Here is a 15274-nt window from a genome sequence, read left to right on the forward strand (position 1 = left end):
CGGAAAACCCCCGCGGACCCCCTACAACCGCGCCGGAGCCCCACCCTTCAGATCATCCAGATCGAACGCCTCCGCCATCCGGGTGTACCCCCTGTCACTCGGATGAAGATGATCCCCGGAGTCGTACTCCGAGCGGAATCGACGCGGATCATACGGATCACGAAGCGCCTCGTCGAAGTCGACGACCGCGTCGAACACCCGCCCCGCCCGGATCTCCGCATTGATCACCTGCCGCACGTCCTCCCGCGCGTCGGTGTACCCCCGGTGCCCACGGAACGGCATGAGCGTCGCCCCCACGACCTTCACCCCCCGCGCATGAGCCCGCTCGACCAGCGCGTTCAGCCCTGCGACGATCGCGTCCGGATCGGCGGTCCCCGGATGACGCAGAATGTCGTTGACCCCGAGCACGACGACGACGACCTCGACGTTCGTCCGCCCCAGCACGTCCCGCTCGAACCGGTTCAGCCCACTGGCGTTCTCCGCGGGCCGCCCCAGCCCGTCGGCGAGCACCTGGTTCCCGCTGATCCCCTCGTTGACGACGCTGTACCGCGGCACGTCCCGCCCGTCGGCGACAGCCGACCACAGCCGGTCGGACAGCACATCCGGCCACCGGTTGTTCGCCCCGGTCGTCGAGGTGACACCGTCCGTCAGCGAGTCACCGAGAACGACGACCGTCCCGTCCGCCTCGTCGCTCAGCGCGTCCAGAGCGGTCACGTACCGCCAGAACGTGCTCCGCCCGGTGTACGCGGCCCCGGTCGCGTCCCGGGTGTGCTCGCCGTCGGCGACGTACGAGATCTGGCGCGCGTGCGGGTGATGGGTGACCGGCCCGGACGCGGTGGGGGAGTACGTCGTGACCAGGACGTCCCCGTCGTGCGGGACGGCGATGCGCACGACGTCGCTCATCACCTGCCCGCCCGCCGGGATGACGACCGCCGGGCTCCCGGCGAAGGTCAGCGGCCGCATGGTCTCCGCGAGCGCCGCCGCCGTGTCCGGGTCCGCGGACACCGCGATCGAGGCGTGCGTGACGGTCAGCGCCGACTGGCCGTACAGGTTGGACAGCGTGACGCGGGCGCTCGTACCGCCGGCGCTGGTGTGGACGACGTTGCGCACCGAGCGGCCCGCGAGCCCCGTCGTCTCGGTGCCGGGCTCGCCCCCGACCGGGGAGGTGGCCCAGGAGGAGACCCAGGTGCCGGCGGAGGCGGGCGCGGCCGGGTTGTTCCGGGCGTCACGACCACCGGCCACGGTGCCCCGCTCCCGCGCACCGTCGCCGACTCCGACGCCGGCACCGACGTAGATGGCGGCGGAAACCGCCAGGATCGCGGCGAGGACCGCGGCGAGCAGGGCACGCTGCTTGGCGGGAGGCGCCTGCGCGCCCCCGTCACGACCCCGGGTCATGCTGCTCTGTTCTCCTCGGAAGACGGGAGCGGGAGGCTCCGATCTGATGAACCCATGATGATCCACGGGCAGGGAAGACCGACGCGAGGGGCCGCTGAGGAACCCTTAGGTGATCCCCCTGGACAAACCCCCTCCGGACAGACGCCGGGAACTCCTGTCACGTTCCAGGAGTCGGTCAGGAAGGGACAATGTGTGAGGGATCACCGAACGGGTGGAGCGGATGGAACGGACCGAAACGACAGAAGAAGCGAAAGTGGCGGAAACGGCGGAAAGCGGCGGCCGGGACGCCGAAGGGCAGCATGCCCGCACCGGAGCCTTCACCAACCGCGCGATGAACACGTTCAGCCCCGCGGACGAGGAGAAGCGGCGCGGGGTGCGCCGGATGAAGCTCACCGCCACCGGACTGCTGCTGTTCGTCACCGTCGTCTACGTCCTCACCGAATGGGCCTCCCACCAGGGAGCCGGCGCCTGGGCGGGCTATGTCGCCGCCGCGGCCGAGGCCGGCATGGTCGGCGCGCTCGCCGACTGGTTCGCCGTCACCGCCCTCTTCCGTCACCCCCTCGGCCTGCGCATCCCGCACACCGCGATCATCCCCACCAAGAAGGACCAGCTCGGCGTCTCCCTCGGCGAGTTCGTCGGCGAGAACTTCCTCTCCGAGGACGTCGTACGGCAGCGTCTGCGCGCCGTCGGCATCGGCAGCCGGCTCGGCGCCTGGCTCGCCGTCCCGGAGCACGCCGACCGGGTCACCGCCGAGCTCTCGGCCGCCCTGCGCGGAGCGCTGACCGTGCTGCGCGACTCCGACGTCCAGGCGGTGGTCGGCGAGGCCATCACCCGCCGCGCGGACGCCCAGGAGATCGCGCCCGGCATGGGCAAGATGCTGGAGCGGATCGTCGCCGACGGCGGCCACAAACGGGCCGTGGACGTCATCGTCACCCGTGCGCACGACTGGCTGGTGCTGCACAGCGACACCGTGATGGACGCCGTCCACGGCGGCGCGCCCGGCTGGACCCCCAGATTCGTCGACCGCAAGGTCGGCGAGCGCGTCTACAAGGAACTGCTGCGCTTCATCACCGAGATGCGCGACATGCCGTCCCACCCCGCGCGCGGCGCCCTGGACCGCTTCCTCACCGACTTCGCCTCCGACCTCCAGTCCGACACCGACACCCGCGCCCGCGTCGAACGCCTCAAGAGCGAGATCCTCGGCCGGGGCGAGGTGCAGGACCTGATCGCCTCCGCGTGGACGGCCGTACGATCCATGATCGTCTCGGCGGCGGAGGACGAGCGCAGCGAACTGCGCCTGCGCGTGCGCGCCTCGCTGCTCTCGCTGGGCGCCCGCATGTCGCTCGACCCCAAGGTGCAGGGCAAGGTCGACGGCTGGCTGGAGAGCGCGGCGGTGTACGTGGTCACCACCTACCGCAAGGAGATCACCTCCCTGATCACGGACACGGTGGCGAGCTGGGACGCCGAGCACACCACGAAGAAGATCGAGGCCAACATCGGCCGTGACCTCCAGTTCATCCGCATCAACGGCACGGTGGTCGGCTCGCTCGCCGGTCTGCTGATCTACACGGTGTCACGGGTCCTGGGGGCGTAGCGCGCCGGGCTCCCGCGGGTGTGGCGTGGTTGTTCGCGCAGTTCCCCGCGCCCCTCAGGGGGTGGCCCTGCCGTGGTCTCCCCCTGGGGCCCCTGGTGTTTCCGGCCGACGGCGACCACAACTCCCCAGGGGTGCGGGGCTGTATCGACGTGCGGCTCCGCCGCGCGGGCGCGAACAGCCACGACGCACCCGCCGGAGCACCACGCCCCGCAAGCCCAGAGGCCGGCGGGGCCCACCGCACTCCCCGGCGTCAGAAAGCGGGCGGGCGTGAAAACGCCCGCCCGGGGGCATCCGACGGGGGTTCGCTTCGCCAGGGAGGGAGCCCATGACAACCGCGCAGCCCGGGACCGGACGACGCACCATCACCACCACCATCCCCGCCCGCCTGGACCGCCTCCCGTGGTCCCGCTGGCACTGGTCCGTCGTCATCGGTCTCGGCACCGTGTGGATCCTCGACGGCCTGGAGGTCACGGTCGTCGGCAACATCGCGAGCCGCCTGTCCGAACCGGGCAGCGGACTGCCCATCACCTCAGGCGAGGTCACCGGCGTCGCCGCCGCCCTCTACGTCGCCGGCGCCTGCTCGGGCGCTCTCTTCTGGGGCCGCCTGACCGACATCTGGGGCCGCAAGAAACTCTTCATGATCACCCTCGCGGTCTACCTCGGCGCCACCGCCCTCACCGCGATCGCCTTCGACACCTGGTGGTTCTTCCTCTTCCGCTTCCTCACCGGCTTCGGCATCGGCGGCGAGTACGCGGCCATCAACTCCGCGATCGACGAGCTGATCCCGGCGCGGTACCGGGGCCGCGTCGACCTGATGATCAACGGCAGCTTCTGGCTGGGCGCGGTAGGCGGCTCCCTGCTGTCGATCCTGGCCCTGAACACCGACGTCTTCCCGGCCGACATCGGCTGGCGCCTGACCTTCGCCCTCGGCGCCGTACTCGCCCTGGTCATCCTCCTCGTACGCCGTCACGTCCCCGAGAGCCCCCGCTGGCTGCTGATCCACGGCCGTGACGAGGAGGCGGAACGCATCGTCGGCGACATCGAACAACGGGTCGAGGCCGAGCGGAACGAGCCGCTGCCCCGCGCGGAGGGCGAACTGACGATCCACCAGCGCGGGAACGTCACGTTCGCCGAGATCGCCCGCACCGTCTTCGCCAGGTACCGCAGGCGCTCGGCCCTGGGCTTCTCCCTCTTCATCGGCCAGGCGTTCCTCTACAACGCCATCACCTTCGGCTTCGGCGCGATCCTGACCACGTTCTTCGACGTCCCGTCCGGCGACACCGGCTACTACTTCGCCGTCATCGCGGCCGGCAACTTCCTGGGCCCGCTGCTGCTCGGCAAGCTCTTCGACACGGTCGGCCGCCGGGTGATGATCTCCGGCACGTACCTGCTCTCGGGCCTGCTCCTCTTCGGCACGGCCTGGCTGTTCGACCGCGGCTCGCTCGACGCCACCACGATGACGGCCTGCTGGTGCGCGGTCCTGTTCTTCGCTTCCGCCGGCGCGTCCAGCGCCTACCTCACGGTCTCCGAGGTCTTCCCGATGGAGACCCGGGCCATGTCCATCGCCTTCTTCTACGCCATCGGCACCGCCGCGGGCGGCATCAGCGGCCCCCTGCTGTTCGCGAAGCTCACGGAAACGGGTGTGGTCGGCGACACGGTCCTCGCCTTCCAGATCGGCGCCGGCCTGATGTGCGCGGCGGGCCTGGTCGCCGCGTTCCTCGCGGTGAAGGCGGAACGCCGCTCCCTGGAGGACATCGCGGCCCCGCTGTCGGTGACGAAGGCGGAGACGGCGGGGAAGTGACCGAGTCGCCGGGGCCGTGGCGGTGACCCTTGTCGGACACCGGACGGCGACATCAGGCCACAGGTCCTTGAATGTACAACTACTCCCTTGTTCGAGGGGTGTTGCGCGAGTGACACTCGCTGACGGCGGCCGGCCCTTTCAGCGAACCGGGCCGGCCGGAACGTCGTACCGCCTCATGCGTCCCCACGCCCTCGATCAGGAGGTACCGATGAAAACAAGCCGTCGCGGGGCCGGATTACTCCTCGGCCTGTCCTCGGCCCTTACGTTCTCTCTCCTCGGCGCGTCCCCGGCGTCCGCCTCGACCTCGACATGGACGCTGGAAGCCGAGGGGCAGGTGCGGTGTGTCCGCGGTGGGTTCTCATGGACATACGCCTTGTCCCCGGTGTCCGGAAGCTGGTCGAAACCCATCACGACCGGCATCCGAAACCTGCCGGGCAAGTCCTCCGCCAACCTGGGCCGCCAGATCATTCCCCCGGGCACGAACGAACGTGACCCCGCTGACGGCAGCCTGCCCGTCAACGGCTACGTCTTCTTCTCCTTGGGGCTGGCGCCGGTCGGTGAGTACACCGCCGAGATCTACGCCACTGACGGCGAGCGGACCGAGACCGACCAACTGAAGATCGTCTACCAGGACGAGTACTGCCGGTAGGTCCCGTGGAACGATCCTGAGCCATGGTGCCCGGCTCGTCGGCCGGTCGGCCCGGGCACCGTGGCGCGGTCGCCGGAACACCGTCGCGCGGCCGCCCTTCCTCCGCCTCACCCCCGCCGGTCGGCCACCGCCCACGAGGCGAGCGCCACGGCTCCCGCCACCCCGAACACGGCGGGCCAGGCGCCCACCTTCTTCGCCAGCGGATGCGACCCGGCGAACGCGGCGACGTACGCCACCGACAGCGCCCCCGCCGCCCCGCCCCCGGCCCGCTCCCGCCACTGCTGCGCGGCGGCGGCCCCGGCGGCGGCGAGGACGACCCCGCCCAGCTGCCGCTTCCGGGTCCAGCGGGCCACGCCGTACCCCCCGACGAGCCCGCCCGCGGCCACCACTGAACTCGGTACCTTCGCCATGCCTGCTGCCTCCTGCCACTGCGCCGGCCCACCGGGCCGACGTCGTCCGGACTCCGAGGCTAGCGCTCCCGGGAGACGCCCCCCGCGCCCAGGCCCGAAGCCGGTCGTGTGACACAACCTGAGTCCTGGCTTGTCAACTTTCCTCCTCCGAGCTATATAAGAAGGGCAAGACCGTAAGGGCATCGCACCGATGAACCCACGGAAGGAGATGTCCGTGATGCTCATGCGTACCGACCCGTTCCGCGAATTCGACCGACTCGCGCAGCAGGTCTTCGGCGCCACCCCCGCAGGCCGTCCCACGGCGATGCCGATGGACGCCTACCGGTCGGGGGACGACTTCATCGTCCACTTCGACCTCCCCGGCATCGACCCGGAGACGATCGACCTCGACGTCGAACGCAACGTCCTCAACGTGCGCGCCGAGCGCCGCTCCCCGGCGCCCGAGGGAGCCGAGACCGTGGTCGCCGAGCGCCCCACCGGCACCTTCACCCGCCAGCTGTTCCTCGGCGAGACCCTGGACACGGAACGCATCGACGCCTCGTACGAGGCCGGCGTCCTGACCCTGCGCATCCCCGTCGCCGAACAGGCCAAGCCGCGCCGCATCCAGATCACCGGCGGCGACAGCCGCAAGCAGATCGGCGGCTGACTCCCCGCACCCACCACACGTCCCGCGGACCCCGTCGGTCCGCGGGACGCGCCCCCGCGCCGTCCGGACGCCGTCCGGTCCGAAGGGGGCACATGCCCGGGAGGAACCGGGGCACTGGAGAACCGGAGACCGGGGCACTGGAGAAACCGGAGAAGGAGAGAAGGACCGGATGACCACGCTGACACCGCAGAAGCCCGCGACCCCGAAGCAGGCCGGAGGGGTCCCGGCCCCGGCGGTCGCGCCCCGGAACGACAGCTGGCACCAACTGATCGAAGCCGTACGGGAGTCGGGCCAGTACCCGACACGGGCGCAGGCGGAGAGCGTCACCCGCGTCGTCCTCTCCGCCCTCGGTGGTCACGTCGTCGGCGACGAACGCGTCGACCTGGCCCGCGCCCTGCCGGAAGAGGCGGCGAGAGCGGTCGCCTCCCAGATCCCGGTGACCCGCGAGCTGACCGCCGCGGAGTTCGTCGACTCGGTGGCCGCCCGCATCGAGGGCGCGACCCCGGCGACGGCCCGCTGGGACGTCAGCTCGGTCCTGGGCGTCCTGCCCGACCTGGTCGGCGACGCCCTGGTCACCCGCGTCCTGGCCCAACTGCCGCCGGGCTACGCCCTGCTCTTCGGCCGGGCGGAACTGTCCCCGGCGTGACGGCCGGGCCGCGGCCCCCGCACCCGTGGGAACCGCCCGGCGTGATCCGGCCCCGGACCCGTGTCCGGGGCCGGATCACGTCCGGATTTCGTCACCGCCCGACAAACGGTTCGACGACACCCCTCCCCGCGCGCCATCCTGCGAGCCGGAAACCACGCCGGCCGACCGTCCCCGGAGGACCGTTGAACCCCGCCATCCGCCACATCACCTTCGACTGCACCGGTGACCCCTACGACCTCGCCACGTTCTGGAGCGCGATGCTGGGCAACCCGCTCGCCGACGACGACAAGCCCGGCGACCCGGAGGCCCTGATCGCGGACCCGTCCGGCGGGCCCGGCCTGCTCTTCGTACGGGTGGCGGAGGGCAAGACCGCCAAGAACCGCCTCCACTTCGACCTGCGGCCGACCGGCCGCACCCGCGCGGAGGAAGTGGCCCGCGCCATAGCCCTGGGCGCCCGCCAGGTCGCCGACCACACCCGCCCCGACGGCAAGGGCTGGGTCACCCTGACCGACCCGGAGGGCAACGAATTCTGTATAGAACGGGGCGAACTGGACTGAACGACCCCGCTCGGAGTGTACGATCGTACGCCCTGGAGCGTACGATCGTACGCATGCCGACGGACGACCACTTCGCGAACGACCCGCGCACGAACCTGGAGCGCATGCTCGCGGGCGACCTCTACATCGCCGACGACCCGGAGATCGCCCGCCGCCAGCAGCGCGCGATGCGGCTCGCGGCCCGCTACCAGGCCGCCTACCCCGAGAACCCCACCGAGGCGAGGCCGATCCTGACCGAGCTCCTCGCCTCGGTGGGCGAGGACGTCGACGTACGCCCGCCGCTGTACGTCGACTACGGCAGCAACATCAGCATCGGCGCCCGCACCTTCGTCAACTACAACCTGACCGCCCTGGACGTCGCGCGGATCACCATCGGCGAGGACTGCCAGATCGGCCCGAACGTCCAACTCCTCACGCCCACCCACCCCGTGGAACCGGGTCCCCGCCGCGACAAACTGGAGGCGGCCCTCCCCATCACCATCGGCGACAACGTCTGGCTCGGCGGCGGCGCGATCATCTGCCCCGGAGTGACGATCGGCGACAACTCCGTCATCGGCGCCGGCGCGGTGGTCACCAAGGACATCCCGGCCGACGTCGTGGCCGTGGGCAACCCGGCCCGCCCGGTCCGCACCATCTGACCCGACCACGAGCCATGGCCACCGGACACACCGACCCCCACCGCCGCGAACGCATCCTCGCGGCGGCGCTCGACCTGATCGCCGAGGAGGGCGTCGCGGGCGTCTCCCACCGCAAGATCGCCGCGCGGGCCCATGTCCCCCTGGGCTCGATGACGTACCACTTCACAGGCATCGACGACCTGCTGCACGAGGCGTTCGCCGGCTACGCCGACCACGTGGTGACCGTCTTCGAGCACCACCTCAGCGGCGCCACCACCCCCGACCAGGCCCGGGAAGCGGTCACCGACCTGATCCACACCCTCTCCGAGGGCCCCCGCCGCGACCTGATCCTCGTCCAGGAGCTCTACACCCTGGCAGCCCGCCACGAGCCGTACCGCGAACTGTGCGCCCGCTGGATGCGACGCAGCCGCACCCTCCTGGAACAGCACTTCGACGCCGCCACGGCCCGCCAACTGGACGCCCTCGTCGAGGGCCTGACCCTGCACCGGGCCCTGGACGACACCCCTCCCGACCGCGCCCTGACCCGCGAGGCCGTCACCCGCGTCACCGCCGCACCCTGATCCGTGGGGTCTGCCCGCCGCCCCTGTCACGCGCGTCCCCGGCCCCGCTTCCTCCTTGCCGTGGCGTGCGGGCCCCCGCCGAAGCCGAAGATCATCGGCATGCAGAATGACCAGCATGCCGATGACGAACATCCCGAAGACGGCGAAGACCGACGATGCGCAGGCGGTCGGCCGCACCCTCGCCAGGGCCTTCGACGACGACCCGATGATGCGGTGGTTCTTCCCCGACGACTCCTCCCGCGAGGCCGCGTTGGGCCGTTACTTCACCACACTCTTCACCCGGCAGTACGTCGAGCACGGCGTGTGCGAGCGCACCGAGGGAGCGGCCGCCTTCTGGGTGCCGCCGGAGGGGCAGGCGAAGGCCGTGCCGGACGCGGAGACCGTCCAGGAGCTCCAGGACATCCTCGGCGACCGGGCTCCGCTGTTCCGCGACGCCGTGGAGGCAGCGGCCGAGCACTCGCCGAAGGGATCTCACTGGTACCTGGCGGTGATCGGCGCCGACCCGGCCACCCGGGGCCAGGGACACGGCGCCGCCCTGCTGCGTTCGGGGCTGGCCAAGGCGGACGCCGCGGGCCTGCCGGTCTGCCTGGAGTCCTCCAAGCCGTCCAACCTCCCCTTCTACGAGCACTTCGGCTTCACCGTGCACGAGGAACTGCGGCTGCCGGGCGGCGGACCGGTGCTCTGGGCGATGCGGCGCGAGCCCAGCCCTCCGGCCGGCGGCTGAGAACCGTCCGGCGGGCCGTTGCCGGACTCGCGGAACGCCTCGTCCGTCTGCCCGGCGCGGTGACACATGGCTCCTCCACAACCGGACGGCGTTGTCGCGGACTTCGGGAAATCACCGAGCCGCCAAGGCGGTCGACCACGTCATGACCGATCGACCCGCGCCCTGTCCGGCGAAGCCCTCTCCGACCTGCTCGGCACGCAGCGGTTCGGCACGCCCGCCACCGTCGAGCGCAGCGGCCACCCCCGTCTGACCACCATGGTGTACAGCTGGGATCCCGAGGCCCGCATCGCCCGCTTCTCGACGACGGCCGACCGCGTCGAGCCCAAGCACCTGCGGCACGACCCGCGTGCGGCGCTGCACGTGCCCGGCGGTGACGTGTGGTCGTTCGCCGTCGCCGAGGGCGAGGCCTCCGTGGCCACCGACGGCAGCGAGGGCGTGGGCACAGGCGGCAGCAGCGGCAGGCGCTCGGGTGACGAACTCCGCGCACTGGCGGCGGCCGGCGCCCGGGTGCGGCCGGGTCGAGTGGGTGACGGACCGGGACGGTCCCCGCGCGCGCCTTCCGTGGGGGCCGTACGGGTGTTCGCCGGAGATCGTCTTGACCTCAATTTCGCGGTCAGTGTGCCGCCGGTGGCGTCGGCGTCGGCCAGCAGGGTGATCAGACTGGTGGGGCCGTCGGCGAGGCTCTCGGCCTCGGTGGCGCGCACCAGCAGGGCGGAAGGAGTGGTCACGGACACGGTCGCCCTCCAGTGATGAGGTTGTGGATCGGGGACTGCGGGGATGCCCGACCGGCGCACGGCGTGCGGAGCTCCGGGGGGTGGTGGCACCCGGCCGGGACACCGGGGAGATCAGGCGTTCCAGGTGCGCGAGCTCAGGACCAGTCGGTAGGCGTCGGGGTTCGCGACGGTCACGCCGTACTGGTCCCAGTACGGGTGTTGTGCGCGGCGACGCGCGTTCCGCCGGCGGCCACCAGGCGGTCCAGCAGGGCGTCTTCTACGGGAGTGCCCAGGTAGACGACGAACAGGTCGTCGGGCGTCGGGGTGGGATCGAGGGGTTGCCGGGGGTCGCGGGTGAGCTCGAAGTGTCAGGCGGCGTCGGGCGGGCCGACCATGAGCAGGTCGTGTTCGCCCGGAACCCGCGCGGTGGTGCGCCAGAGCACCTGCAGACCCAGTCCTTCCACGTAGAAGCGTTCCGCGGCGGCGAGATCGCGCGAGGGGCGGGCGATGCGGACGCGTGTGGCCCCTCCGACCGGGGACGGGCGGCCCGGCCGGTTCCCGGGCCCGGTCCGCTGCGGGGAGGTCACTTCGGATCCTCACCCTGGCGGAGGGCGGTGGGATCGCCGGTGCTCCAGGTGCGGTCGAGGAAGTCGGCGATCAGCGGGGCGATCTCGGCCAGGTGTGTTTCCAGGGCGAAGTGGCCGGTGTCGAACAGGTGGAGCTCGGCGTCGGGGAGGTCGCGCAGATAGGCCCGGGCGCCGGCCTCGGTGAAGAACGGGTCACCGACGCCCCAGGTGACGAGGGCGGGCGGGGTGTGCGTGCGCAGCCAGGACTGCCACCGGTCGTAGCGTGCGAGGTTGGACCGGTAGTCGAAGGCCAGTGCCACTTGGGCGTCCTTGCGGCCGGGGAGGTCCAGGAAGTGCTGGTCGAGGGTCCAGCCGTCGGGGGCCAGCAGCTCCGGGACGGGGACCCCGGTCTCGTACTGGCCGCGGGTGCCGGGCAGGGTGAGCAGGTCGCGGACGGTCTTCTCGGCACCGGGGGTCTCGGGGCGCAGCGCGATGAAGTCGCGGGCCGCCTCCGACAGGCCCTCCTGGTAGGCGTTGCCGTTCTGCACGACCAGGCCGGCGATCCACTCGGGATGCCGCTCGGCGAGGCGGAAGCCGACCGGGGCACCGAAGTCGAACGCGTACATGGTGAAGCGGGTCGGACCGAGCCGCCGTACGAAGCCTTCGGTGATGTCGGCGAGACGGTCGAAGGTGTGGACGAAGCCGTCCGGGGCCTGGGTGTGGCCGAAGCCGGGGTAGTCGGGGGCGACCAGGCGGTAGCGGGAGCCGAGGACGTCGATCAGCCGGCGGAACTGGTGCGAGGCCGAGGGGAAGCCGTGCAGCAGCAGAAGCACGGGGGCGTCCGGGCGCTCGGGAACCGACTCGCGGTAGAAGACGCGGACGCCGTCGACCTCGACATGGCGGTGAACGGTGCGGGCCACCGGTAAGCGGACCATAACTAACCCATTCTATTGATGATGATGCATTAGATCTATCGCCTGACCGACTAACATGTCAAGCGCCGGCAGTACCATTAGGGACATGAGTGGTCCCGTCCCCCTGACCGGAGAGCCGCTGGCTCTGGACCTGGTCAACACCCGTCCGTCCGTCGGCGACCTGCTGACCGGCCCGGACGACCTGCGTGCCTGGCTGCTCCTGCAGGCCGACCGGTCCTCCGAAGCACGGGAGTTCGCCGCCGCCGAACTCACCGACGCCGACCTGGAGGTCGCGCGTGAGGTCCGCGCGCACACGGCCCGCGCGCTCGACCGTGCCCGTGACGGCGAACGGCCCCCACCGGAAGCACTGGACGCGCTCACCCGAGCCCAAGGCGCCGCGCCCGCCGTCCGCGAACTGGACTGGAACGGCACGGCCGTCACCGCCACCCCCCGCCGCACCGGTCCGACCGCCGCGCGGCTGGCGGCCTGGCTGGCCGAAGCCGCCACCGACCTGCTCACCGACCCGGCGGTCACCACGGTCCGCCAATGCGCGGCCGAGGACTGTGTCCTGCTGTTCCTGCCCGCCCATCCACGCCGCCGCTGGTGCTCGGCCGCCCGCTGCGGCAACCGCGCCCGCGTCGCCCGCCACTACCAGCGCCACCGCACCACCTGACACCCCGTCGACCAGATCGGGGAACGGTTCGCCGAGTGCGACGGAAAGATCGTTTACCGGGTGGACGCCGGAGCGGTCTGGCGCGGGGAAAGCGACGGCCGGCTGACGCAGCCGCTCGCTGTCGGTGACGACGCGCTGCGAGACGCCCCGGGCCCCCGCTGATCGGCTGCTCTTGATCTGCTCCCGGCCAGGGCGATGAGTTTGCCCGCTGCTCGAAGTCTTCCACTTGACATTCCCGTCCATACGGGACGAGAAGCGGAGCATTCCCACGCTATGGAGCAGAGATGGCGGCCAAGAAGAGCAATCCGATTCGGCTGTACATGTCGATGTCGCTCGACGGCTACATCGCCGGTCCGGACGATCGACCCGGCCAGGAGCTCGGACGCGCCGGGGGACGCCTCCTCAACTGGCTCGACGACCGGGAATCCGACGGTCCCAGCGGACAGGTCTACCGCGAGGCGCTGGCGACCGGCGCGGTGATCTCCGGCCGTCGGACCTTCGAGCTCGCCGGGCGCTGGCAGGGCGACCACCACGACGGTGTGCCGATCCTCGTCCTCACCCACCACGTGGACGACGGGGACGCGCCACCCGGCCACGCGCGATTCGTCACCGACGTCGACGACTGCGCCCGTCAGGCCCGCGAGGCCGCCGGGGACCGGCCGGTCATGGTCCACGGGGCGGGCGCGGCCCGAGCGCTCCTCCGAGCCGGACAGATGGACGAGATGGAGATCCACCTGGTTCAGGTCCTCCTGGGGGACGGCCGACGCCTGTTCGATCACCTGGGTGGTGATCACATCGAGCTGGACCTCGTCCGACGGCTCGATGACCGGGACGTGACGCACCTCCGCTACCGGGTACGCCGACGCGAGGAGAAAACCCCGTGAAGACGCTCTTCGTCTCCTACCGCGTCACCGACCTGACCCGCTCGCTCGACTTCTACACCGCCCTGGGCTACGTCGAACTGGGCAGGGTCGACACCGGCGACCGGAGTCACCTCGCGATCCTCGGTTTCCCCGGCGAACCGGCGGCCTCGCTCGAACTGGTCCACCGCCCCGCAGACGGACGCGTGGACGTGGGCAGCGGCTTCGACCACCTCGCGATCCAAGTGGACACACTGGCCACCACCCTGGACCGGCTGACCGACGCCGGCCTGGATCCGGGACCTGTCCAGTACCCGGGCGGCCCCCACGGCCCGAAGACGTCGTGGCTGACGGACCCGGACGGCTACCGGATCGAACTGGTGGAATGGCCACCTGGACACCCCGACGGCATCACCGCCACGGACTTCTCCTGAGTGGTGGCGGTGGCCACCCTGCCGGTACGGGCACGCCCGCATCCGATGCCCCGTGCTCCCGGTCAGCCAAAAGATGTTGCCCGGGTCGGCCGCGTTGGAGAAGGATCCCTGCTGAGACGCAGAGGACCCACACCCGGTCACCCGTTACCCCAGACAGGCACGCGTACCCAGCGATGAGAGAGGACGGGATGGAGCCATCGGAACTCCACCGGGCAGTCGAGGCGGCACGGGCCACCGCTTCGGAGCTGGGCCTTCAGGTCGACGAAGTCGTCGTCATCCACAACTCGGACCGCGTCGCACTGCGCCTGGCCCCTTGCGATGTCCTGGCTAGGGTCGCACCGTCGGGACATCTGGCCGATTCCGAGTTCGAAGTGGAGGTCGCTCGCCGTCTCGCCGACGTCGACGCCCCGGTGGCCGAGCTCGACCCTCGGGTCGACCCCCGAGTCCATGTGCGTGACGCCTTCGCCATCTCCCTCTGGACCTACTACGAACCCGTGGGATCAGAGATCGCGCCGGCCGACTACGCGGCCGCGTTCATACGGCACCACGCCGCCCTGCGCCGGACCGATCTGGACGCACCGCATTTCACCGATCGAGTCGCCGCGGCACTGAGAGAGGTGAACCACCGGGAGCGTTCCCCGGAGTTGCCCGACCCCGACCGGGAATTCCTCAGCAACACGCTCACCGGTCTGAGCGCCGCGATCGGCGTCGGCAAAGCCGACGACCAGCTGCTGCACGGCGAGCCGCATCCGGGCAACCTCCTGAACACGGAGAGAGGGCCGCTCTTCGTGGACCTCGCCACCTGCTGCCGTGGACCGATCGAGTTCGACCTCGCCCATGCGCCCGAAGAGGTGGGAAAGCACTACGCGGGGGCCGACCACGAACTGATTCACCGGTGCCGCGCCCTGAACTGGGCGATGTTCTCGGCCTGGCGCTGGCGCCGGGACGACCAGATGCCCGACCGCGACCACTGGAGAGCCGAGGGGCTCGCCCACGTTCGTGCCGCACTCGATCGCTGCGGACCGGTCTGAACTCGAGGCAGGGGGTTGCCGGACCCGGACCCGGTCCCGATCAGCTGCGCCGTGCACGGCATCCCGACACGACGCGCGGACACACCCCGCGTACGAACCGCCCGTCCCCGGGTCGGCCCCCCTTGTACGGTGCCCGGGCGACGGAGGCCGGCCGTCCTCCCTGTGGGTGAGCGACATGTGCCGGGAACGCGCCGCACCGGCACTCGTCCGGGTGAACGCGTGCTCTCCGCGCCGGTGCTCGGCGCGGCTCCTCGAAGGGGCCCGGGGCAGCCCTGTCGCGGGGCCGCGGAACGTCCGACGGCCGCGCGGGGGCGCGGACGGCCCGGGACGGGTGTGCCGGACCCTTCGCCCGGCATCGATACGATCTGCGCTGCTGTGGGCCGATGCGTCCGCGCTTACCGTCATGCACGCAATTGACCTGCTGTTATGCAGCGATGCAGGCGGTGTGGACGCCCGGCCGTTC

The 15274-nt window shown here is 71.3% G+C and carries 16 protein-coding genes and 2 pseudogenes; 14 read left to right on the top strand and 4 right to left on the bottom strand.

Translation table 11 applies throughout. From position 1 onward, the window contains the following. Window positions 1–21: 21 nt before the first annotated feature. On the bottom strand, window positions 22–1395 hold the full coding sequence (locus tag AMK33_RS05735; RefSeq protein ID WP_073931640.1) for an SGNH/GDSL hydrolase family protein: 1374 nt from the start codon (window positions 1393–1395) through the stop codon (window positions 22–24). A 220-nt stretch (window positions 1396–1615) separates the two neighbouring features. Here AMK33_RS05735 and AMK33_RS05740 point away from each other — a divergent pair, with 220 nt between their 5' ends. The 3 genes from AMK33_RS05740 (at window position 1616) to AMK33_RS44675 (ending at window position 5439) form a co-directional block, all read left to right on the top strand. Beyond that, on the top strand, window positions 1616–2989 hold the full coding sequence (locus AMK33_RS05740; protein ID WP_073932049.1) for a DUF445 domain-containing protein: 1374 nt from the start codon (window positions 1616–1618) through the stop codon (window positions 2987–2989). Window positions 2990–3314: 325 nt separating this feature from the next. Continuing rightward, entirely contained in the window at window positions 3315–4790 is a 1476-nt protein-coding gene (locus AMK33_RS05745) for an MFS transporter (RefSeq protein WP_073931641.1), read from the top strand. Between the two features lie 208 nt (window positions 4791–4998). Further along, window positions 4999–5439 carry a DUF5980 family protein gene (locus AMK33_RS44675; RefSeq protein ID WP_073931642.1) on the top strand — a complete coding sequence of 147 codons (441 nt, stop codon included), beginning with the start codon at window positions 4999–5001 and terminating at the stop codon, window positions 5437–5439. Between the two features lie 107 nt (window positions 5440–5546). Here AMK33_RS44675 and AMK33_RS05755 read toward each other — a convergent pair whose 3' ends face one another. Continuing rightward, entirely contained in the window at window positions 5547–5849 is a 303-nt protein-coding gene (locus AMK33_RS05755; protein ID WP_073931643.1) for a hypothetical protein, read from the bottom strand. Between the two features lie 217 nt (window positions 5850–6066). Here AMK33_RS05755 and AMK33_RS05760 point away from each other — a divergent pair, with 217 nt between their 5' ends. From AMK33_RS05760 to AMK33_RS05790, 7 genes and pseudogenes are all read left to right on the top strand, one after another. Then, window positions 6067–6495, top strand: coding sequence for an Hsp20/alpha crystallin family protein (locus tag AMK33_RS05760; protein ID WP_201262966.1), 429 nt, complete (start codon window positions 6067–6069; stop codon window positions 6493–6495). Window positions 6496–6664: 169 nt separating this feature from the next. Further along, window positions 6665–7141 carry a DUF2267 domain-containing protein gene (locus tag AMK33_RS05765; protein WP_073931644.1) on the top strand — a complete coding sequence of 159 codons (477 nt, stop codon included), beginning with the start codon at window positions 6665–6667 and terminating at the stop codon, window positions 7139–7141. 182 nt (window positions 7142–7323) lie between these two features. After that, on the top strand, window positions 7324–7698 hold the full coding sequence (locus AMK33_RS05770) for a VOC family protein (RefSeq protein ID WP_073931645.1): 375 nt from the start codon (window positions 7324–7326) through the stop codon (window positions 7696–7698). Between the two features lie 53 nt (window positions 7699–7751). Next, window positions 7752–8336, top strand: coding sequence for a sugar O-acetyltransferase (locus AMK33_RS05775; RefSeq protein WP_073931646.1), 585 nt, complete (start codon window positions 7752–7754; stop codon window positions 8334–8336). Between the two features lie 14 nt (window positions 8337–8350). Continuing rightward, complete coding sequence (locus tag AMK33_RS05780) at window positions 8351–8896, top strand: TetR/AcrR family transcriptional regulator (RefSeq protein ID WP_073931647.1); 546 nt, start codon at window positions 8351–8353, stop codon at window positions 8894–8896. A gap of 106 nt (window positions 8897–9002) precedes the next feature. Next, a complete protein-coding gene (locus tag AMK33_RS05785) occupies window positions 9003–9620 on the top strand; it encodes a GNAT family N-acetyltransferase (protein WP_073931648.1) in 618 nt (205 codons plus the stop codon). Between the two features lie 162 nt (window positions 9621–9782). Further along, window positions 9783–10127: pseudogene (locus AMK33_RS05790) on the top strand (pyridoxamine 5'-phosphate oxidase family protein); the annotation flags it as partial. Between the two features lie 338 nt (window positions 10128–10465). Here AMK33_RS05790 and AMK33_RS05800 read toward each other — a convergent pair. Both AMK33_RS05800 and AMK33_RS05805 read right to left on the bottom strand, forming a co-directional pair. Beyond that, window positions 10466–10842: pseudogene (locus tag AMK33_RS05800) on the bottom strand (VOC family protein). A 74-nt stretch (window positions 10843–10916) separates the two neighbouring features. After that, the gene (locus AMK33_RS05805) at window positions 10917–11834 is read right to left on the bottom strand and encodes an alpha/beta fold hydrolase (protein ID WP_073931649.1); all 918 of its coding nucleotides are present in this window, start codon (window positions 11832–11834) and stop codon (window positions 10917–10919) included. Between the two features lie 85 nt (window positions 11835–11919). On the opposite strand from AMK33_RS05805, the gene AMK33_RS05810 reads away from it, so the two are divergent. The 4 genes from AMK33_RS05810 to AMK33_RS05825 all read left to right on the top strand — a co-directional run bounded on the left by AMK33_RS05810 (window position 11920) and on the right by AMK33_RS05825 (window position 14811). Beyond that, entirely contained in the window at window positions 11920–12486 is a 567-nt protein-coding gene (locus AMK33_RS05810) for a CGNR zinc finger domain-containing protein (RefSeq protein ID WP_073931650.1), read from the top strand. Between the two features lie 284 nt (window positions 12487–12770). Then, window positions 12771–13370: a dihydrofolate reductase family protein gene (locus AMK33_RS05815; RefSeq protein WP_073931651.1), complete on the top strand. Its 600-nt coding sequence runs from the start codon at window positions 12771–12773 to the stop codon at window positions 13368–13370. Continuing rightward, the gene (locus AMK33_RS05820) at window positions 13367–13780 is read left to right on the top strand and encodes a VOC family protein (protein ID WP_073931652.1); all 414 of its coding nucleotides are present in this window, start codon (window positions 13367–13369) and stop codon (window positions 13778–13780) included. Before AMK33_RS05815 ends, AMK33_RS05820 begins: the two co-directional genes overlap by 4 nt. Window positions 13781–13968: 188 nt before the next feature. Beyond that, window positions 13969–14811, top strand: a complete 843-nt coding sequence (locus tag AMK33_RS05825; protein WP_073931653.1) for a phosphotransferase — start codon at window positions 13969–13971, stop codon at window positions 14809–14811. Window positions 14812–15274 lie beyond the last annotated feature (463 nt).

It is taken from the genome of Streptomyces sp. CB02400, from assembly GCF_001905725.1.
GTDB classification, from domain to species: domain Bacteria; phylum Actinomycetota; class Actinomycetes; order Streptomycetales; family Streptomycetaceae; genus Streptomyces; species Streptomyces atrovirens.